Source organism: Pseudomonas sp. Ga0074129, from assembly GCA_001465025.1.
Lineage (GTDB): Bacteria > Pseudomonadota > Gammaproteobacteria > Pseudomonadales > Pseudomonadaceae > Aquipseudomonas.
This window is the reverse complement of record LNDO01000077.1, coordinates 32,412-51,518: the sequence shown is the minus strand read 5'-3', so window position 1 is coordinate 51,518 and position 19,107 is coordinate 32,412. Positions and strand designations below refer to the sequence as shown.

General features: G+C 56.7%; 12 protein-coding genes, 5 tRNA genes and 1 pseudogene. 15 read left to right on the top strand and 3 right to left on the bottom strand.

Features of this window, described 5'->3' with window-relative positions:
• Nucleotides 1-100 precede the first annotated feature (100 nt).
• From AUK77_RS09860 to AUK77_RS09845, 4 genes and pseudogenes are all read left to right on the top strand, one after another.
• A pseudogene (locus AUK77_RS09860) lies at nucleotides 101-811 on the top strand (DUF1302 family protein); the annotation flags it as partial.
• A gap of 66 nt (nucleotides 812-877) precedes the next feature.
• Nucleotides 878-2,248: a DUF1329 domain-containing protein gene (locus AUK77_RS09855; protein WP_296128921.1), complete on the top strand. Its 1,371-nt coding sequence runs from the start codon at nucleotides 878-880 to the stop codon at nucleotides 2,246-2,248.
• 211 nt (nucleotides 2,249-2,459) lie between these two features.
• Entirely contained in the window at nucleotides 2,460-3,533 is a 1,074-nt protein-coding gene (locus tag AUK77_RS09850) for a YCF48-related protein (protein WP_296128930.1), read from the top strand.
• Nucleotides 3,534-3,548: 15 nt separating this feature from the next.
• Nucleotides 3,549-5,903 carry an RND family transporter gene (locus AUK77_RS09845; protein ID WP_296128918.1) on the top strand — a complete coding sequence of 785 codons (2,355 nt, stop codon included), beginning with the start codon at nucleotides 3,549-3,551 and terminating at the stop codon, nucleotides 5,901-5,903.
• Between the two features lie 451 nt (nucleotides 5,904-6,354).
• Here AUK77_RS09845 and AUK77_RS09840 read toward each other — a convergent pair.
• Both AUK77_RS09840 and AUK77_RS09835 read right to left on the bottom strand, forming a co-directional pair.
• A tRNA-Asn gene (locus AUK77_RS09840) sits at nucleotides 6,355-6,430 on the bottom strand.
• Between the two features lie 67 nt (nucleotides 6,431-6,497).
• Nucleotides 6,498-7,694 carry an amino acid aminotransferase gene (locus tag AUK77_RS09835; RefSeq protein WP_296128915.1) on the bottom strand — a complete coding sequence of 399 codons (1,197 nt, stop codon included), beginning with the start codon at nucleotides 7,692-7,694 and terminating at the stop codon, nucleotides 6,498-6,500.
• Between the two features lie 176 nt (nucleotides 7,695-7,870).
• On the opposite strand from AUK77_RS09835, the gene uvrB reads away from it, so the two are divergent.
• From uvrB to AUK77_RS09805, 6 genes are all read left to right on the top strand, one after another.
• Complete coding sequence (gene uvrB, locus AUK77_RS09830) at nucleotides 7,871-9,886, top strand: excinuclease ABC subunit UvrB (protein ID WP_296128909.1); 2,016 nt, start codon at nucleotides 7,871-7,873, stop codon at nucleotides 9,884-9,886.
• Nucleotides 9,887-10,051: 165 nt separating this feature from the next.
• Entirely contained in the window at nucleotides 10,052-11,533 is a 1,482-nt protein-coding gene (gene gltX / locus AUK77_RS09825; RefSeq protein WP_296128906.1) for a glutamate--tRNA ligase, read from the top strand.
• A 146-nt stretch (nucleotides 11,534-11,679) separates the two neighbouring features.
• Nucleotides 11,680-11,755, top strand: a tRNA-Ala gene (locus AUK77_RS09820).
• A gap of 63 nt (nucleotides 11,756-11,818) precedes the next feature.
• Nucleotides 11,819-11,894: transfer RNA gene (locus AUK77_RS09815), tRNA-Glu, on the top strand.
• Between the two features lie 51 nt (nucleotides 11,895-11,945).
• A tRNA-Ala gene (locus AUK77_RS09810) sits at nucleotides 11,946-12,021 on the top strand.
• A 63-nt stretch (nucleotides 12,022-12,084) separates the two neighbouring features.
• Nucleotides 12,085-12,160, top strand: a tRNA-Glu gene (locus tag AUK77_RS09805).
• Between the two features lie 171 nt (nucleotides 12,161-12,331).
• Here AUK77_RS09805 and AUK77_RS09800 read toward each other — a convergent pair.
• Complete coding sequence (locus AUK77_RS09800) at nucleotides 12,332-14,194, bottom strand: diguanylate cyclase (RefSeq protein WP_296128903.1); 1,863 nt, start codon at nucleotides 14,192-14,194, stop codon at nucleotides 12,332-12,334.
• Between the two features lie 94 nt (nucleotides 14,195-14,288).
• Between AUK77_RS09800 and AUK77_RS09795 the strand changes: the two genes are divergently transcribed.
• The 5 genes from AUK77_RS09795 to AUK77_RS09775 all read left to right on the top strand — a co-directional run bounded on the left by AUK77_RS09795 (nucleotide 14,289) and on the right by AUK77_RS09775 (nucleotide 19,098).
• Nucleotides 14,289-14,969 carry a 6-phosphogluconolactonase gene (locus tag AUK77_RS09795; protein WP_296128901.1) on the top strand — a complete coding sequence of 227 codons (681 nt, stop codon included), beginning with the start codon at nucleotides 14,289-14,291 and terminating at the stop codon, nucleotides 14,967-14,969.
• Nucleotides 14,970-15,063: 94 nt separating this feature from the next.
• Nucleotides 15,064-16,872, top strand: coding sequence for a phosphogluconate dehydratase (edd, locus tag AUK77_RS09790; RefSeq protein WP_296128928.1), 1,809 nt, complete (start codon nucleotides 15,064-15,066; stop codon nucleotides 16,870-16,872).
• 36 nt (nucleotides 16,873-16,908) lie between these two features.
• Nucleotides 16,909-17,556, top strand: coding sequence for a bifunctional 4-hydroxy-2-oxoglutarate aldolase/2-dehydro-3-deoxy-phosphogluconate aldolase (locus AUK77_RS09785; protein ID WP_296128898.1), 648 nt, complete (start codon nucleotides 16,909-16,911; stop codon nucleotides 17,554-17,556).
• Nucleotides 17,556-17,993: a thioesterase family protein gene (locus AUK77_RS09780; RefSeq protein WP_296128896.1), complete on the top strand. Its 438-nt coding sequence runs from the start codon at nucleotides 17,556-17,558 to the stop codon at nucleotides 17,991-17,993. Before AUK77_RS09785 ends, AUK77_RS09780 begins: the two co-directional genes overlap by 1 nt.
• Nucleotides 17,994-18,117: 124 nt before the next feature.
• Entirely contained in the window at nucleotides 18,118-19,098 is a 981-nt protein-coding gene (locus tag AUK77_RS09775) for a tRNA-dihydrouridine synthase family protein (protein ID WP_296128893.1), read from the top strand.
• The last annotated feature ends 9 nt before the right edge of the window (nucleotides 19,099-19,107 follow it).

Genomic DNA, 19,107 nt, shown 5'->3' with positions numbered 1-19,107 from the left:
CGAAGATCAATTTACGCCCACGCAAACGCCTGGGCTGGAAGACACCGTACGAAGTGTATGCAGGGGTGAGCGTTGCACTTATGGGTTGAATTCAGGTGCCTATGGTCTGAGTTTTAACACTACGCTGAATGAGACTTCTGTTTTTGGTGAGCTGGCTTATCGCCCCAATATGCCTATTGGTATTGCGGCTACCAATGATGCTCTGCAGCAGCTTTTGGGGCAGGCCACCCAGCTAGCATTAGGTCAGCAAGTTAGTGTTGCGGGGCAGCGTTTAAGTTTGCGAGACCAATTGATAAACAACGAAAGAGTAGAGGCTTTCAACTCATCCGTCGGTGCTATTCATAACTTTGGGCCGGTGCTAGGTTTTGACTCTCTGTTTGGTGTGGCTGAACTAGCATCTGAACATTTGCGTGGCAGTGATTTGCAGTACACTGATTACTTGGGTAACGTGCGTTACTATGCAGGGCGAGGAAATACCTCTTATGCTGGTAACGAAGGGCGCGATAATCGAAAAGATCAAGTTAATAAGAATGCCTACGGCTATACTCTAGTAGCCTCCGGTACTTGGAACGATGTTTACGCTGGTGTAAATCTTTCTCCCTTTGCTGTTTATAAGCATGACTTCGATGGAAATTCGCATCAGACGGGAAACTTTATCGAGGGCCGTCAGGCTTATACGTTGGGTCTCCGTGCTAGCTACCTAAACAGTTTGGAAGCCGAGGTTCAATATACTGAGTTCTTCGGTGCTGGTCAGAATAACGGCAGTCGCGACCGCGACAATATCGGTGTTAACGTCAAATACTCCTTCTAAACATAACTAGAAAATACCGAGTGCCCGTAGGCACTCGGTTGATGACTTATTTCACGGAGAATCAAGATGCTGAAAAAGCATACGCTGATGGGTGCCGCCATTGCGCTGGCACTGTCCGCTGGTAGCGCCTTTGCTGCTGTGTCGCCGCAGGAAGTGGCCAAGTTGGGTGCGAGCCTGACACCCTTTGGTGCCGAGAAAGCGGGTAACGCTGCGGGCACCATTCCCGAGTGGACCGGTGGTATCACCCAGCCGCCTGCGGGCTATAAAACACCGGGTCAGCATCACGTTGATCCGTTCGCGGATGACAAGCCGCTGTTCACCATCACCAAAGCCAATCTGGATCAGTACAAAGACAACCTGACCCCAGGTCAGATTGCCATGTTCAATACCTACCCAAACAGCTACCAAATGCCGGTCTACCCGACTCGCCGTTCGGGTTCTGCGCCGCAGTGGGTGTATGACAACAGCATCAAGAACGCCAGCACTGCGAAGTTGCTTGATGGCGGCAACGGTTTCTCCGACGCTTATGGCGGCATCCCGTTCCCGATTCCACAAAATGGTGTTGAAGCGCTGTGGAACCACATCGCACGCTACCGTGGTACCTACATTGTGCGTCGCGCGTCGGAAGTCGCTGTTCAGCGTAACGGCAGTTACTCGCTGGTGACCTCGCAACAGGAAGCCATGTTCAAGTTCTACAACCCGAAAGGGACTGCAGCCGACCTGAACAACATCATGTTTTACTACCTGTCCTTCACCAAGAGCCCGGCACGCTTAGCCGGCGGTGCAGTACTGGTGCACGAAACTCTTGATCAGGTGAAAGAGCCGCGCCAGGCGTGGGGCTACAACGCCGGTCAGCGTCGTGTGCGTCGTGCGCCTAACCTGGCTTATGACACCCCAATTGCTGCCGCCGATGGCCTGCGTACGGCTGACGACACCGATATGTTCAACGGTGCTCCGGATCGCTACGACTGGAAGCTGGTAGGTAAGAAGGAAATCTATATCCCTTACAACAGCTACAAAGTCACCAGCCCTGACGTCAAGTACAAGGACTTGCTGCAAGTGGGTCACTTGAACCCGGCGTTTACTCGCAATGAACTGCACCGTGTATGGGTGGTCGAGGGCACGCTGAAGTCCAGCGCCCGTCATATCTACTCCAAGCGCACCCTGTTCTTGGATGAAGACAGCTGGCAAGCCGCTGTGGTGGATCAGTACGACGGTCGTGGCGATCTGTGGCGTGTTTCGATTGCCTACCTGAAAAACTACTATGACTTGCCGACCACTTGGTCTGCTCTGGATACGTTCCATGACCTGCAAGCCCGTCGTTACCACGTGCAGAACCTGGATAACGAAGAGCCAAGCACGATTGATTTCAGCCAAGCGGTTCCCGACGACGGCTATTTCAAGCCTGCCGCTCTGCGCCGTCGCGGCACGCGCTAATCAGCGTGTGATTTGAGCGAAAGGCCGCTACTGTTGTAGCGGCCTTTTGCTTTTTATCGGTACAACGAGGCATGTCAGTCGGGCGGGTTTAACAAAACATAACGTCGCGCTGATTGTCAGGCCTTTTCAAAGCTCAGTAGGATAGACGCACTGCTAAAAAGGGTAGTGCTACCTATAAGAATAAGGGGGAAGGTATATGAGTGAGCCCGTAATGTGGCGCACCCAGTCCAGTTGTGCAGTGGGTTCGTCCTGCCCTTCTGTACTTCGCGTCCACGCACCGATAGTCAAGGTGCTGTCATTGTGTAGTGTGTTGTCTGTGCTGATGTTTGCCAGCGCACCTGTTCAGGCTTCTTCGGAGGAAGCCAGCCGATATTCAGTCATCTCCAACAAAGCGCAACAGAGTCTGCTTCTGGATGTCTCCAGCGTCGGGAAGCGGTTGGTCGCTGTTGGGGATCGCGGTCACGTGCTTTTCTCTGATGACAATGGCGCGAATTGGGTTCAGGCCAAGGTGCCAACCACGCAAATGCTAACCGCCGTGTATTTTATTGATGACTCGCATGGCTGGGCTGTTGGTCATGACGCCCAGATTCTGGCCACTACGGACGCTGGTGCCACATGGGTTAAGCAGTACGAGGATCTTGAGTTGGAGTCTCCTCTGCTTGATATATGGTTCAAAGATCGCAGCCTAGGCTATGCGGTCGGTGCCTACGGTGTTCTCCTTGAAACCACTGATGGTGGTGCCAACTGGGAAGATGTCAGTGACCGTATGGATAACGAAGATGCCTATCACCTTAACGCGATTGTTGAGGTTAAAAACTCAGGTCTCTTCGCTGTCGGCGAGCAGGGCATGATGTTTCGCTCACCTGATTGGGGGCAGACTTGGGAAACCTTGGATAGCCCATATGAAGGGTCCTTATTTGGCGCTTTGGGTACAAATGAAGCTGGTACGCTTCTGGTCTATGGCCTGCGTGGCCATCTGTTCCGTTCTACAGACTTCGGAAGCACCTGGCAGGCAATTAGCCTAAATACCGCTAACAACGGTCCTCTGGAGTTCGGTCTGGCAGATGGTAATCGCCTGGCTGATGGCTCTATTGTGATTATTGGGCATGGGGGCACTGTGCTTAAAAGTACCGATAATGGCCAAAACTTTACCGTGACCAACCGTGCCGACCGGCTTTCGCTGGCAGGCGTTGCAGCAATGGAAAACGGCAATCTGATTTTGGTAGGGCAAGGGGGCGTACACGCTGCCACGCCTACAGGCGCCGATCTGGGCCAACAACAATAAGCCGGGAGCCTTTGCATGAGTAAGCATCAACAACAATCGTCCTCTTTTTTGGAACGGTTGATTTTCAACAACCGCCCGGCCGTGATTCTGCTGTGCTTGTTGATCAGCATTTTTCTTTTTTATCAAGCGGCGCAAGTTCGCCCGCAAACCAGCTTTGAGAAGATGATTCCGCTGGGGCATCCTTATATTCAGAAGATGCTCGAACACCGCAATGACCTAGCCAACCTTGGAAACACTGTACGTATTTCGGTTGAGGCGGTTGATGGTGATATTTTCTCCAAGGAATACATGGAGACGCTGCGTCAGATCAATGACGAAGCCTTCTACATTCCGGGGGTAGACCGCTCCGGTCTTAAGTCTCTTTGGAGTCCAAGTGTACGTTGGACTGAAGTGACTGAAGAGGGTTTCGCTGGCGGTGAAGTGATTCCGCAAACCTACGACGGTTCAGCGGAAAGCCTTGAGGAATTGCGTAGCAACATTCTCAAATCGGGTCAAATTGGACGCTTGGTTGCCAACAACTTTAAATCCAGCATCATCGATTTGCCGCTGTTGGAAACCTATGCTGATCCAAATGATCAGAGCAAACAAATTCCGTTGGACTATCAAAAGTTCTCTCATGAACTTGAAGAGAAAATCCGCGAGAAATACCAGCTGCAAAATCCTAATGTCAAAATTCACATCATTGGATTTGCGAAGAAGGTCGGCGATCTGATTGATGGTTTGATCGGTGTGGCTATTTTCTTTGCAGTGGCAATCGCCATTACCTTCGTTCTGTTGCTGTGGTTCACCCACTGTTTCAAGAGTACGTTGGCGGTGGTACTAGCCACGCTTATTGCAGTGGTCTGGCAACTGGGCTTGCTGCACACGTTGGGCTTTGGTCTTGACCCGTATTCGATGCTGGTGCCGTTCCTGGTCTTTGCCATCGGTATTTCCCATGGTGTGCAAAAGATCAACGGTATTGCCATGGCGTCGGGCGATGCGACAGATTCGTTATCTGCTGCTCGGATGGCCTTCCGTCAGTTGTTTATCCCCGGGCTGGTTGCGCTGCTCTCCGATGCCGTAGGTTTCGTTACTCTGCTGCTGATTGATATCGGCGTGATTCGCGAGTTGGCCATCGGCGCATCCATGGGTGTGGCGGTTATCATTCTGACCAACCTGATTCTGCTGCCTGTGATGATTTCTTACATCGGCATCAGTAAAAAAGCAGTGAGAATCAGTCGAGAAGATGCCACTAGAGAACATCCTTTCTGGCGCTTTATTTCGAACTGCGCTCACCCGATGGTGGCCCCCATCTCCGTTGTCATCGCCGTCGTGGCACTCGGTGGTGGCGTATGGTATGGGCAGAATCTGAAGATCGGCGATCTTGACCAAGGTGCGCCGGAGCTTCATCCCGATTCTCGCTATAACCTAGACAACGACTTTGTTATTCGTAACTACTCCACCAGTTCCGATGTGCTGGTCATCATGGTCAAGACTCCGCCGGAAGGATGTTCAACCTTCCAGACGCTGTCGGCTATGGACGAGCTGATGTGGAAAATGGAAAACACTGAAGGCGTTCAGTCGGCCATTTCGATGGTTACGGTTTCGCGTCAGGTGATCAAGGGTATGAACGAGGGCAACCTGAAATGGGAAACCCTGTCGCGTAACCAAGACGTATTGAACAACTCCATTGCGCGTGCCGACGGTCTCTATAACGGCGACTGTTCTGTAGCGCCAGTGCTTGTGTTTCTCACCGACCACAAGGCCGAAACCCTGACCCGCGTGGTGAAGGTTGCCGAGGATTTTGCCAAGGAAAACAACAAAGAAGATTTGGAGTTCATCTTGGCTGCGGGCAACGCGGGCATTGAGGCTGCTACCAACGAGGTTATTGCTAAATCCGAGACGACGATGCTGTTGGCCGTTTATGCGGCGGTTGGCATCATGTGTCTCGTGACATTCCGCTCTTTCGCTGCAACGCTTTGCGTGATGCTGCCACTGGTATTGACCTCCGTCCTGGGTAACGCACTGATGGCGTTCATGGGTATTGGCGTCAAGGTAGCAACGTTGCCGGTGATCGCGTTGGGTGTAGGTATCGGTGTCGACTACGGCATTTACATCTACAGCCGTATGGAGACCTACCTGCGTCAGGGGTTATCGCTGCAGGATGCTTACTACGAGACGTTGAAGTCCACGGGTAAGGCGGTACTGTTTACCGGTATTTGCTTGGCTATTGGTGTGGCAACTTGGATCTTCTCGGCGATTAAGTTCCAGGCTGATATGGGTTTGATGCTGACCTTTATGTTCCTCTGGAACATGATTGGCGCAATCTGGCTGCTGCCTGCATTGGCTCGCTTCCTGATTAATCCAGAGAAGCTGCGCAACAAGGCTTAAGCCTCTTCGCAGTGTCAAAAAAACCGCGGCCCTTGGGCCGCGGTTTTTTATTGTGCTTAATTTGGTCTGTTGCAGCGACTTCTAGGGCGCAGTCTCTAGTTGGAGTTTGGCGGGCACAAAAAATCCTCGGTGTTGATCGAGGCTTTTGAATTTGGCTCCGCTACCTAGACTCGACAGCGCAACTGAACGTGCTTTAGCACGGCTCCGAAGAGGTGAGCGTTAGCGAATAACCTGGGACGCAGTCCCTGGTGAGAGTCCAACAGGCACAAAAAAGCCCCAGCGATAACCGAGGCTTTTGAATTTGGCTCCGCGACCTGGATTCGACAGCGCAGCTGAACGTGCTTTAGCACGACCCCGAAGGGGTGAGCGTTAGCGAATAACCTGGGACGCAGTCCCTGGTGAGAGTCCAACAGGCACAAAAAAGCCCCGGTTTAACCGAGACTTTTGAATTTGGCTCCGCGACCTGGACTCGAACCAGGGACCCAATGATTAACAGTCATTTGCTCTACCGACTGAGCTATCGCGGAACAACGGCGCGTATCCTACTGATTCACAAGGGGAAGTCAAGTATCTGAAACTTCCCCTCAGTGATTTTTACAGGACTTGAGCGATGGCTTGGGTCACGGCTGGCAAGTTGCGCGAATTGAGTGCCGCGACGCAAATGCGTCCGGTGCTAACGGCATAAATACCGAACTCGTTTTTCAACCGCTCGACCTGTTCGGCGGTCAGGCCTGAATAGGAGAACATGCCGCGTTGCTGAGCCACAAAGCTGAAATCACGTTTGCAATTCAGGGCAGCCAGTTGCTCAACCATGGCCATGCGCATGCCGCGAATACGTTCACGCATGCCGGCCAGCTCCTCTTCCCACATGGCGCGCAACTCGGGGCTGTTAAGCACGCTGGCGACTACGGTGGCGCCATGAGTCGGCGGATTTGAGTAGTTGGTGCGAATCACGCGTTTGGCTTGCGACAGCACACGACCAGCTTCTTCCTGACTGCCCGTGATGATGGACAGCGCGCCAACGCGTTCGCCGTAGAGCGAGAAGGATTTAGAAAACGAACTGGAGACGAAGAATGGGATGCCGGAGGCCGCAAACAGACGCACAGCGAAGGCATCCTGCTCGATGCCATCACCAAAGCCTTGGTAGGCGATGTCGAGGAATGGCACATGCTCGCGCTCGCGCACAACGTCGAGCACAGCTTTCCAGTCGTCCAGCGACAGATCGACGCCGGTCGGGTTGTGGCAGCAGGCGTGCAGTACGACAACCGAGCGTGCGGGCAAGTTGCGTAGGTCTTCAAGCATACCAGCACGGTTCACGCCGTGGCTTTGCGCGTCGTAATAACGGTAGTTATGCACCGGGAACCCGGCAGCCTCAAACAGGGCGCGATGGTTTTCCCAGCTCGGGTCGCTGATCGCGACCACGGTATTGGGCAGCAGGCGCTTAAGGAAGTCGGCACCTGTTTTCAGTGCGCCCGTGCCGCCAACGGCTTGGGTGGTTATCACTCGGCCAGCAGCGATCAACTCGGAGTCTGCACCCAGCAACAGTTTCTGCACGGCGTTGTCATACGCTGCAATGCCCTCGATCGGAAGGTAGCCGCGCGGTGCATGCGCTTCAATGCGGGCTTTCTCAGCTTCGGCTACGGCACGCAGCAGGGGAATGCGGCCTTCCTCGTTGTAGTAAACGCCTACACCCAGATTCACTTTGGTTGCACGGGTATCGGCGTTGAATGCTTCGTTGAGGCCCAGGATGGGGTCGCGCGGAGCCATTTCGACGGCAGAGAACAGACTCATGGATGCGGCAGCTCTGAAGAGGGGAGGTTGAGGTTCAGGCAACGCCCGCTAGGGGTTGCGTTAGTGGGCCGGTAGTATACCGACGCATAACTTGTGCCGCGACAGCGGGCACATGCTTTTCACCGGTTATGACGTAGGCTTTGAAGTCGCGTCACAACCGCTCGTCGAGGTTTGCCATGTCCGAGTTTCAATTGGTTACACGTTTTCAGCCGGCCGGCGATCAGCCCGAGGCTATTCGGCAGATGGTTGAGGGGCTTGAGGCCGGCCTTTCGCACCAGACATTGCTGGGTGTGACGGGCTCGGGTAAGACTTTTTCCATCGCCAACGTGATTGCACAAATTCAGCGGCCAACCTTGGTTCTGGCGCCCAACAAAACGCTCGCAGCGCAGCTGTACGGTGAGTTCAAGAGTTTCTTCCCGAACAACGCGGTGGAGTACTTCGTTTCCTATTACGACTACTACCAGCCGGAAGCCTATGTGCCGTCTTCCGATACCTTTATCGAGAAGGACGCCTCGATCAACGACCATATCGAGCAGATGCGCCTTTCAGCGACCAAGGCGCTGCTGGAGCGGCCGGACGCCATTATCGTCACTACCGTGTCGTGCATCTACGGCCTGGGCAGCCCTGAGTCGTACCTGAAAATGGTGTTGCACGTTGATCGCGGCGACAAGATGGATCAGCGGGCTTTGCTGCGTCGCTTGGCCGACTTGCAATACACCCGCAATGACATGGATTTTGCCCGCGCAACCTTCCGTGTACGCGGTGATGTGATCGATATTTTCCCGGCCGAATCGGATTTGGAAGCCATTCGTCTTGAGCTGTTTGACGACGAGGTAGAAAACATCTCGGCCTTCGATCCCCTGACCGGGGAGGTGATCCGCAAGCTGCCGCGCTTCACCTTCTACCCCAAGAGTCACTACGTTACCCCGCGTGAAGTGCTGCTGGAGGCTGTTGAGAAGATTAAGGTTGAGCTGGCCGAGCGGCTGGAGTACCTGCGCAGCAACAACAAGCTGGTCGAGGCTCAGCGCTTGGAGCAGCGCACCCGTTTTGATCTGGAGATGATCTTAGAGCTGGGTTACTGCAACGGCATCGAAAACTACTCGCGCTATCTCTCCGGGCGTGATTCCGGCGAGCCGCCACCGACGCTGTACGACTACCTGCCGGATCAAGCATTGCTGGTGATCGACGAGTCGCACGTGTCGGTGCCGCAGGTCGGTGCCATGTACAAGGGCGATCGCTCGCGTAAGGAAACGCTGGTGGAGTACGGTTTTCGCTTGCCTTCAGCGCTGGATAACCGGCCGATGAAGTTTGAAGAATGGGAAGCGGCCAGTCCGCAAACCATCTTTGTTTCGGCCACGCCGGGTAACTATGAAGCCGAGCATGCCGGGCGGGTGATCGAGCAAGTGGTGCGCCCGACGGGGCTGGTCGACCCGCAAATTGAAGTGCGGCCCGCGTTGACTCAGGTGGATGATTTGCTCTCTGAAATCCACAAGCGTGTGGCCCTTGAGGAGCGTGTGCTGGTCACCACCCTTACAAAACGTATGTCCGAGGATTTGACCGATTACCTGGCGGATCATGGCGTCAAGGTGCGCTACCTGCACTCGGATATCGACACCGTGGAGCGGGTCGAGATCATCCGCGATCTGCGCATCGGTGCGTTTGATGTGCTGGTGGGCATCAACTTGTTGCGCGAAGGCTTGGATATGCCTGAAGTATCGCTTGTGGCGATTCTTGATGCGGATAAAGAAGGTTTTTTGCGCAGCGAACGCTCGTTGATTCAGACCATTGGTCGTGCGGCACGTAACCTTAACGGTCGGGCGATTCTCTATGCCGACCGCATGACGGGCTCGATGGAGCGGGCTATTGGCGAAACTGAGCGGCGGCGCGATAAGCAAATTGCCTTCAACCTAGCCAATGGCATCACACCCAAAGGCGTATTCAAAGATGTTAAGGATATTCTCGAGGGTGCTGTTGTGCCGGGTGCGCGTAGCAAGAAGCGCAAAGGCATGGCCCAAGCCGCAGAAGAGAGTGCGCGTTATGAAAACGAACTGCGCTCACCCAGTGAGATTACTAAGCGCATTCGTCAGCTCGAAGAGAAGATGTATGCCCTGGCTCGCGATCTGGAGTTTGAGGCTGCCGCGCAACTGCGAGACGAAATCCAGAAGCTGCGTGATCGTCTGTTGCAGGTCTGAGTCGTCGAATGTGGGAGGGGCTTTAGCCGCGACAGGGTGACGGGTTTTTAGCGGCCTGCTAAAGCCCCTCGCGCAAAGGTGCGGCAGGCTTGCTGGAGCCGACGGCTACCAGCCTGTTAATATCGCCGCCTCGATTTAATCCGCTTTGCCTGTTAGAGAGCTGCCATGACTACCGTTCGCACCCGTATTGCGCCGTCGCCTACAGGCGATCCACATGTAGGCACTGCCTACATTGCCTTGTTCAACCTGTGCTTTGCGCGTCAGCACGGCGGCGAATTTATTCTGCGCATTGAAGACACCGATCAAGTGCGCTCGACCCGTGAGTCGGAGCAGCAAATATACGACGCCCTGCGCTGGCTGGGCATCGAATGGAGCGAAGGGCCGGACGTCGGCGGCCCGCACGGCCCGTATCGGCAGAGCGAGCGTGGTCATATCTACCAGAAGTACAGCGCCGAACTGGTCGATAAGGGTCATGCCTTCCACTGCTTCTGTAGCGCCGAACGGCTGGACAAGCTGCGCGCTGAACAGATGGAAGCCAAGCAGACCCCGCGCTATGACGGTCACTGCATGCATCTGTCCGCAGAGAATGTGCAGCAGCGTTTGGCAGCAGGCGAGCCGAATGTGGTGCGCATGAAGGTGCCGACCGAAGGTATATGCGTGGTGCCGGACATGCTGCGTGGCGAAGTGGAGATCCCGTGGGATCGCATGGACATGCAGGTGCTGATGAAGACCGATGGCCTGCCGACCTACTTCCTGGCCAACGTCGTCGATGACCACCTGATGGGCATCACCCACGTCCTGCGCGGCGAAGAATGGCTGCCGTCGGCCCCCAAACTTATTTTGCTGTACGAATACTTCGGCTGGGACAAGCCGCAGCTGTGCTACATGCCGCTGCTGCGCAACCCGGACAAGAGCAAACTGTCCAAGCGCAAGAACCCAACCTCGATCACCTTCTACGAGCGCATGGGCTTCCTGCCCCAGGCCATGCTCAACTACCTCGGCCGTATGGGCTGGTCGATGCCAGATGAGCGAGAGAAGTTCAGTCTCGACGAGATGGTTGAACACTTCGACATCAACAGGGTTTCCCTCGGTGGACCGATTTTCGATCTGGAGAAACTCTCTTGGCTTAACGGTCAATGGATGCGTGAGCTGAGTGTCGAGGAATTTGCTGCTGGCGCGCAGAAGTGGGCATTCAATAGCGATTACCTGATGCAGATCGCTCCGCACGTGCAGGGTCGCGTTGAAACCTTCAGCCAGATTGCGCCCTTGGCCAGCTTCTTCTTTGCCGGCGGACTGGTTCTGGACACCAAACTCTTCGAGAGTAAGAAGCTCAGCGCCGATCAGGTGCGCCAAGTGATGCAGTTGATCCTGTGGAAGCTTGAGGCGCTGCGCCAGTGGGAAAAGGACAGCATCACCGCCTGCATTCAGGCTGTGGTCGAGCACCTGGAGTTGAAGCTGCGTGACGCCATGCCGCTGATGTTCGCCGCCATCACCGGGCAAGCCAGTTCTGTGTCGGTGCTCGATGCCATGCAGATCCTTGGTCCGGATCTGACTCGCTTCCGTCTGCGCCAAGCCATTGAGTTGCTGGGTGGTGTTTCAAAGAAAGAAAATAAGGAGTGGGAGAAGCTGCTGGCTGCTATCGCCTAATCCGCTGTGCGCCCCGTCCGGCGGTTGTTCGGCTTGGTCTGGATGGGGTAAGTGGTTGTTCTGTCAGCATAAAGAATGCAGTTCCAGCTAAAAATTTTGTTGACAGGTGTGGGGCGTGCTCTTAACATGCGCCCCGTCCTTGCGATGGGGGTATAGCTCAGCTGGGAGAGCGCTTGCATGGCATGCAAGAGGTCAACGGTTCGATCCCGTTTATCTCCACCATCTTCAAAGCCGTAAGGCTTGCCACAATCAGCTCTTGAAGCTGGTTGGTTGTAGAAGGGTTACGTCCCCTTCGTCTAGTGGCCTAGGACACCGCCCTTTCACGGCGGTAACAGGGGTTCGAGTCCCCTAGGGGACGCCAGTTTCAAAAAGCAGTGCTGGTTTGGACTGTGAGCCGAGAGGCGATAAATCTGGGGGTATAGCTCAGCTGGGAGAGCGCTTGCATGGCATGCAAGAGGTCAACGGTTCGATCCCGTTTATCTCCACCAATTTTGCAGATGTAAGAACTGCCACGGGGCCAGCATCAGCTGGCCTTGTTCTTCGAAGGTTTCGTCCCCTTCGTCTAGTGGCCTAGGACACCGCCCTTTCACGGCGGTAACAGGGGTTCGAGTCCCCTAGGGGACGCCATTTTTGCCTGCTATGCGGGATTTTGAAGGGTCATTCATTATTGAATGGCCCTTTTGTTTTTCTGGGCTACCAATACTTCCGCAGAAGCGCCGTTTGCGCTGCACTTTGGCGTGCCTGGAACGCGCAGATGAACCCATCGCGAGCGTCTAGCGAATGGTTGTTTGGGCGGGCTCAGGCGTTGCCCAAGAGTCCTGGCTCGTGCGTGGCGACGCGATTACGACCATTTGCCTTGGCGCGGTATAGTGCGTTGTCGGCGTGACGCAGTAGGTGTTCGCGTTCACAGTCGGGGCCAGGAATCACTGAATAGACGCCAATGCTCAGGCTCAGTGAGATGTTCAGTCCCAGGTGAATGCATGGCGTGCTGGCCAAGTCCTGACGCAGCTGTTCGGCCAAGTCGATTGCGCCGAACAAATCGGTATCGGAAAGCGCTGCCGCAAATTCCTCACCGCCAAAACGCACTAGCAGGTCGTTACGGCGCATGCGTTGCTGCATGCGGCGGGCTGCATGTTGCAGGCATGCATCGCCGACGAGGTGGCCGTATTCATCGTTGACTCTCTTGAAATGGTCCAGATCCATCATCAATACCGCAATGGGGCGTCCGCTGCGTTTGGCCTGAGCGAGCATGCGTTCCAGGCCGTCATCAAGCACTTGACGATTGAGCAAGCCGGTTAGGCCATCGTGCCGGTTTAGCTCGGCGAGTTTCTGGTTTGCGGCAGAAAGTTCGTGCAGGGCCGCCTGCAAAGATGCCGTACGTTCTTGCACACGCGTTTCCAAGCTCTCGTTAATTTCATGCTGCAATTTCAGGCTTTTTGCTTGTTCGTGGCGCAGTTGCTGCTCGTTGGCGAGCAACTGGGCTTGGGCCAGCTGTTCGGCGCGTTGGCTTTGACGGATGCGTACACCAAGGGCGAGCGAGAAAATCACCATCTCAAGCAGACTGCCGATTTGCTGGGCGTGCAGAGTGAGTAGGGAGTTGGCGATCAGCCCTGTGCCGCTGACGACGCTAAACAGGCTGGCGATGATCAATGCCGACCAGCCCAATGCAAACAATTTGGCCGGTTGGTAGCCGTCGTGCCAGCGCAGCGCAATAAAGACGCCGCCAACCAGCGCGCAGGCAACCAACAGTACAAAACTGCCGATCAGGGCAATCAGATAGGGCGCTGATAAGGCCAGTCCCATCACCAGCAGGCTGCAGGCAATTAGGGCGCGAGTGATCCAACTGTAGGCTGGGTGCTGTGACTTAAGGTCGAGGAGGCCGTGGGCGAAGAGGATGCCAAAGAGGGTCGCTAGCGCAGAGCTAAAGGGGAAGCTCATCTGATGCCAGATCGGCGATTGCGGCCACAGCCACTGCAAGGCAAAGCCGAGCTGGATGAATTGATACAGGCTGAAACTGGCAACAAACAGGCTGTACCACAGGTAATTGCGGTCGCGCGTGATGATGAAGATCGACAGGTTGTAGATCATCATCACCAGCAGTGCGCCGAAAAACAGGCCTTGTAGCAGCAGGGTGCTTTGCTCGTGATGGTTGAACGCCTTGGCACTCATCAGGCTGGCGCTCAAATTCGCCGAGCCATCGGTTTGCATGCGCAGGATCAGCTCGCGCTCTTCACCGGCCGCCAAAGTAAAGGGCAAAACCAACTGGCGATGATCGACCCAGCGTTGCTCGAATGGGCGTTGATCACCTGCTTGATAAACGCGCTCACCGTCCAGTCCATAGGCGTCCAGCGAGTCGAGTAGTGGGTTGCCAATCAGCAGCACCCAGTTAATCGGTTGGTCGGCTGGGTTGTGCAGGCTTAGGCGCAGCCAATAGGCGTGGGTGCTGTAGCCAAAGCTGGCATCGCGCCGCGCCACGGGCTGCCAGGCGGATTGTGGCAGCTGACGTACGCTGTCGATATCCGCTTGTCCTTGCGGATCTTCCCAAACATACAGAGCCGGGCCAGCCAGCAAGGGCGTATGACCCTCAACCAGCGACAAGCTGGTGGCCTGCACCAGTCCGGGCAGCAAGAGCAGAAGGCAGGCTCGCAGCAGCGCAATCAAAGCAATCTTTCCATGATAGGGCGTTGGCAAAAAACAACCGGCGTGCATTATGACGTTGCCTTATGACATACCGATAGCTAAGCCAGAGTTGCTTATGAACCAAAATATGCTGCATTGCTTCACGCAACGTGATCTTTGTCTTCACGCGCTGGCGAATGACTTGCTGGCGCAGGTTAACGCCACGTTGCTTGAACGGCCACGGGCAGGCTTGGTACTGCCGGGCGGCAGCAGCCCGCAGGCGTTATTGCCGCTGCTGGCGCAGGGGCTGGACAATGCGCGAGTGGATGTAACGCCGAGTGATGAACGCTGGGTGCCAGCTCATGCCGCGCACAGCAACTGGCGCTTGCTCAGTGATGGCCTGCCGTTGACGACCTGTCTAGACCCGCGCCAGGGGCTGACGCAAACCCAGGCTGCGCAGAACTGGGGGGCGCAATTGCTGCAGTGGCCGCCGTTTAGCGCGGTGCTGTTGGGCATGGGCGATGATGGCCATATTGCTTCGTTGTTTCCCGGCATGCCGGGCATAGAGGCAGCGCTTGATCCAGATGCTAGGCCTGCGGGCCTGCCAGCCCTGGCCCCGCAGGAACCCCGCGAACGCCTGTCATTAAACCTGGCCATGTTGCAGCGTGGACAGTGGTTGGGGCTGTTAGCGTTTGGCGCAAATAAGCGCGATTTAATAGAGGCGGTACAAAAAGACCAAGCCGGGGCGCGTGAATTGCCGCTGTATGCCTGGCTGCAGCGCAGTCCTCGACCGGTGAATATTTACTGGGCACCTTGAGGGGCGCTTTGCTGTGCGTGATAGTCAGGGCTGTAAGCGGCGCTAAGCCGTTACACTGCACCCCCACACCTTGATGAAAAGGCTAGCCGCTATGCTGCATCCGATTGTTGAGCAGGTCACCGCTGCATTGGAGCAGCGTTCGATGGTTCGTCGCACGCGGTACTTGCAGCGCCTGCAAGAAGCCGCTGGCCGCTCCTCACGGCAGTCGCTGGGCTGCTCCAATTTGGCCCATGCGTTGGCGGCGCAACCCGTTGATGCCCGTTTGATCATGAAGCAAGGCGGCTCGCCGCATATCGCGATCATCTCCAGTTACAACGACTTGCTCTCTGCCCATGCGCCGCTCAGGGATTACCCAGAACGGTTGAAAGTGGCCCTGGCCAGGGTAGGTGCGACCGCTCAGTTTGCGGCAGGGGTGCCAGCGATGTGCGATGGCATCACTCAGGGCGAGGCGGGCATGCAGCTCTCGCTGTTTTCCCGTGACCTGATTGCCCAAGCCGCCGCGATTGGCCTGACCCACGGTATTTTTGATGGCGCGCTTTACTTGGGTGTGTGCGACAAGATCGTGCCGGGGTTGCTGATTGGTGCGCTGCACTTTGGTCATTTACCGGCGGTTTTTGTGCCCGCAGGCCCGATGCAGTCTGGCCTGCCCAATAAGGAAAAAGCCGCCATTCGCCAACGCTATGCCCGTGGTGAAGCCAGTCGTGAAGAACTGTTGACTGCTGAATTGGCCGCCTATCATCAGGCGGGCACCTGCACCTTTTACGGCACCGCCAACACCAATCAATTGTTGATGGAGGTCATGGGCCTGCATGTGCCGGGCAGTGCTTTTGTGCATCCCTTTACGCCGCTGCGTGATGCCCTGACCGATGAGGCCGCGCGCCGGGTGGCCAGCAACAGTCGTCAGGGCGAGCGCTACCTGCCGGTTGGCCAACAGATTGATGCGCGGGCGCTGATCAACGCTGTGGTGGCACTGCTGGCCAGTGGCGGCTCCACCAACCATACCCTGCATTTACCTGCCATTGCCCGTGCGGCTGGGTATGAACTGAACTGGGATGACTTCGCTGCGCTGTCGCGCGTGGTGCCTTTACTGGCGCGGGTTTACCCCAATGGCGCAGCGGATGTGAATCAGTTTCAGGCCGCGGGTGGTCCAGCATGGCTGTTTCGTGAATTGTTGGATGCCGGGTTGCTGCACGAGGATGTTGCCACTGTCGCCGGCCAAGGCTTGCGTGCTTACACCCGTGAACCCTGGTTGCAAGACGATGCGCTGGCCTGGCGTGAACTGCCGCTGCAGAGCCCTGCGTTTGATATTCTGCGGCCAGCCGAAGAGCCCTTTGCCGAAGAAGGCGGCCTGGTTCTGCTCGAAGGCAACTTGGGCCGCGCGGTGGCGAAAACCTCGGCGGTGGATCCGGCTTTCTGGAGCATTCGTGCCCAGGCGCGCATCTTTGACTCTGAGGCTGCGGTGCAGGCGGCATACAGCGCCGGTGAGTTGAACGGTGACCTGGTGCTGGTGGTGCGCTTCCAAGGCCCACAAGCCAATGGCATGCCTGAACTGCATAAACTGATGCCGCTGTTGGCCAATCTGCAGCAGGCCGGTCAACGCGTCGCCTTGATCACGGATGGGCGCATGTCCGGAGCGTCTGGCCAGGTGTTGTGCGTCCTGCACCTGACGCCAGAGGCGGAAGCAGGTGGGCCGTTGGCACGGATTGAGGAAGGCGATTGGCTGGTGCTGGATGCGCAGCAAGGGGTGCTGCGGGTGGAGCTTGACGACCAGCAGTTGGCTGCGCGCGCGCTGAGCATGGCCAGTGCGCCACTGGAGGTGGGCTACGGGCTGGCTATGTTCGCCGGCCAACGCCGCCTGGTTGGCTCGGCGGAGCAGGGCGCCAGTAGCCTGTTTGAAGAATGACGGCAACGATTGAATCTTGAGAGCGGGGAGCAAGGCATGAGCCTGACGATGGATATGGTGCTGCAACAGGCCCGCCCGGTGTTGCCGGTGTTGGTGATCGACGATATCAGCCTCGCGGTGGACCTGGCCCGTGCGCTGCACGCCGGGGGCATTCGTGTGCTGGAGGTGACGCTACGCACTCCCGGCGCGTTGGATGCCCTGGCGGCTATGCGCAAGGAATTGCCAGACCTGCTGGTGGGCGCTGGCACCTTGATTCATGCCGAACAGTTCCAGGAAGCGCGGGAGGCGGGTGCACAATTTGCGGTTAGCCCGGGTTGCACCGAACGCCTCGCGGCGGCGGCGGAAGCCTCTGGCCTGCCTTACTTGCCGGGTGTTATGACGCCCTCCGAAGTGCTGCTGGCGCTGGAGTATGGCTATCGCTCGCTGAAGCTGTTTCCGGCTAACGGTGCCACCAGTATCAAGATGCTCAAAAGCTTTAAGGGGCCGTTCACGGGCATCCGTTTCTGCCCCACTGGCGGAGTGACCCCGGACAATCTGCTGAGCTTCCTGCGCTTGCCCAACGTGGCTTGTGTCGGTGGCACCTGGATAGCGCCGAGTAACTTGGTGCGTGCTCGCGCCTGGGATCAGATCACTCAACTGGCCGCTGAAGCGCGTGCGCTGGTTAGCCGTCTGGAGCAATCCTGATGAGTTGGGATTTGAGTAATCCATTTGTCATCGATATTGAGGTGACGGCAGACGATATCGATGGCCTCGGACACGCCAACAACGCGGTCTATGTCAGCTGGCTCGAACGTTGCGCTTGGCGGCATTCACAATATTTGGGGTTGGATCTGGCCGAGTACCGCCGCCTGAATCGGGCCATGGCCGTGCTGCGTCACGAAATCGACTACTTGGCCAGCGCCTATGAAGACCAGCACCTGCAAATGGCTACCTGGATTGTCGAGTCGGACCAACGCCTGAAAATGGATCGACGTTTTCAGCTGATCCGTCCGGAAGACGGTCTAACCCTGCTGCGGGCGAAAACCACCTTTGTCTGCATCGAACTGTCGACGGGCAAACCCAAGCGCATGCCGGTCGAATTTGTTGAAGGCTACGGGGCTGCTTTGCCTGGTGCACTCTAACGCGCCGTCTGGCTAATGCCTGCGCGCTGAATATCCGCGCCGCGTACACTACGCGGCGTTTTTCTGTCCGGCGCTTAGGGTCTGTTCCGGTTGTGTGCGTTGCAGGTTATTGAAGAGAGTGTCTATGCAAATCGCCCTGGCCCCGATGGAGGGGTTGGTCGACGAAATCCTCCGCGATGTGCTCACCCAGGTGGGTGGTATCGACTGGTGCGTGACGGAATTTATTCGTGTGACCGAGCGTGTGTTGCCCGTCAGCAGCTACGAGAAGCTCGCGCCTGAATTGTTCAGTGGCGCGCGAACAGCCGCTGGCACGCCGCTTCGCGTGCAGTTCCTCGGCTCAGATCCCGCCTGCCTTGCCGACAACGCCGCCTTTGCCTGCACCCTCGGCGCCCCAGTGATCGACCTCAACTTTGGCTGCCCCGCCAAAACGGTAAATAAATCCCGTGGCGGCGCGGTGCTGCTCAAGGAGCCCGAGTTGCTCCATACCATTGTGCGTGAAGTGCGTCGCGCGGTGCCGGCCGCCATTCCAGTAACCGCAAAAATGCGTTTGGGCTTCGACCACAAGGACGATGCCATGGAGTGTGCTCAGGCACTGGCTGATGGCGGCGCCGCGCAGATTGTGGTGCACGCGCGCACCAAGGTCGAAGGCTACAAACCGCCGGCGCATTGGGAATGGGTGGCGCGGGTGCAGGAGGCGGTCAAGGTGCCGGTATTCGCCAACGGCGAGATCTGGACCTTGGACGACTGGCGGCGTTGCCGCGAGGTCAGTGGGGTTGAAGACATTATGCTCGGTCGTGGCCTGGTGGCGCGCCCGGACCTGGCCCGGCAAATCGCGGCCACCAGAGCTGGGCAGGACGTGGTGCCCATGAGCTGGGCTGAACTGCAACCGCTGCTGGCTGATTTTTGGTTGCAGGCGCGGCGCAAGATGTCGCCACGCTATGCACCGGGACGACTCAAACAATGGCTGGCGATGCTGACCCGCAGCTATCCCGAGGCGACCGAGTTGTTCAATCTGCTGCGCCGCGAAAGCGATTGCCTGCGTATTGATGCACTGCTGGGCGTGCACTTCAGTCAAGCTGAGGCTGCCGAGCAGGCGAGTGCTTAACAGGCGTTA

Excerpts from the sequence above, each read along its gene's own strand:
- AUK77_RS09855 (WP_296128921.1), top strand. The coding sequence starts at position 878 with ATGCTGAAAAAGCATACGCTGATGGGTGCCGCCATTGCGCTGGCACTG.
- AUK77_RS09850 (WP_296128930.1), top strand. The coding sequence starts at position 2,460 with ATGTGGCGCACCCAGTCCAGTTGTGCAGTGGGTTCGTCCTGCCCTTCT.
- AUK77_RS09845 (WP_296128918.1), top strand. The coding sequence starts at position 3,549 with ATGAGTAAGCATCAACAACAATCGTCCTCTTTTTTGGAACGGTTGATT.
- AUK77_RS09835 (WP_296128915.1), bottom strand. The coding sequence starts at position 7,694 with ATGAGTCTGTTCTCTGCCGTCGAAATGGCTCCGCGCGACCCCATCCTG.
- uvrB (WP_296128909.1), top strand. The coding sequence starts at position 7,871 with ATGTCCGAGTTTCAATTGGTTACACGTTTTCAGCCGGCCGGCGATCAG.
- gltX (WP_296128906.1), top strand. The coding sequence starts at position 10,052 with ATGACTACCGTTCGCACCCGTATTGCGCCGTCGCCTACAGGCGATCCA.
- AUK77_RS09795 (WP_296128901.1), top strand. The coding sequence starts at position 14,289 with ATGAACCAAAATATGCTGCATTGCTTCACGCAACGTGATCTTTGTCTT.
- AUK77_RS09785 (WP_296128898.1), top strand. The coding sequence starts at position 16,909 with ATGAGCCTGACGATGGATATGGTGCTGCAACAGGCCCGCCCGGTGTTG.
- AUK77_RS09780 (WP_296128896.1), top strand. The coding sequence starts at position 17,556 with ATGAGTTGGGATTTGAGTAATCCATTTGTCATCGATATTGAGGTGACG.
- AUK77_RS09775 (WP_296128893.1), top strand. The coding sequence starts at position 18,118 with ATGCAAATCGCCCTGGCCCCGATGGAGGGGTTGGTCGACGAAATCCTC.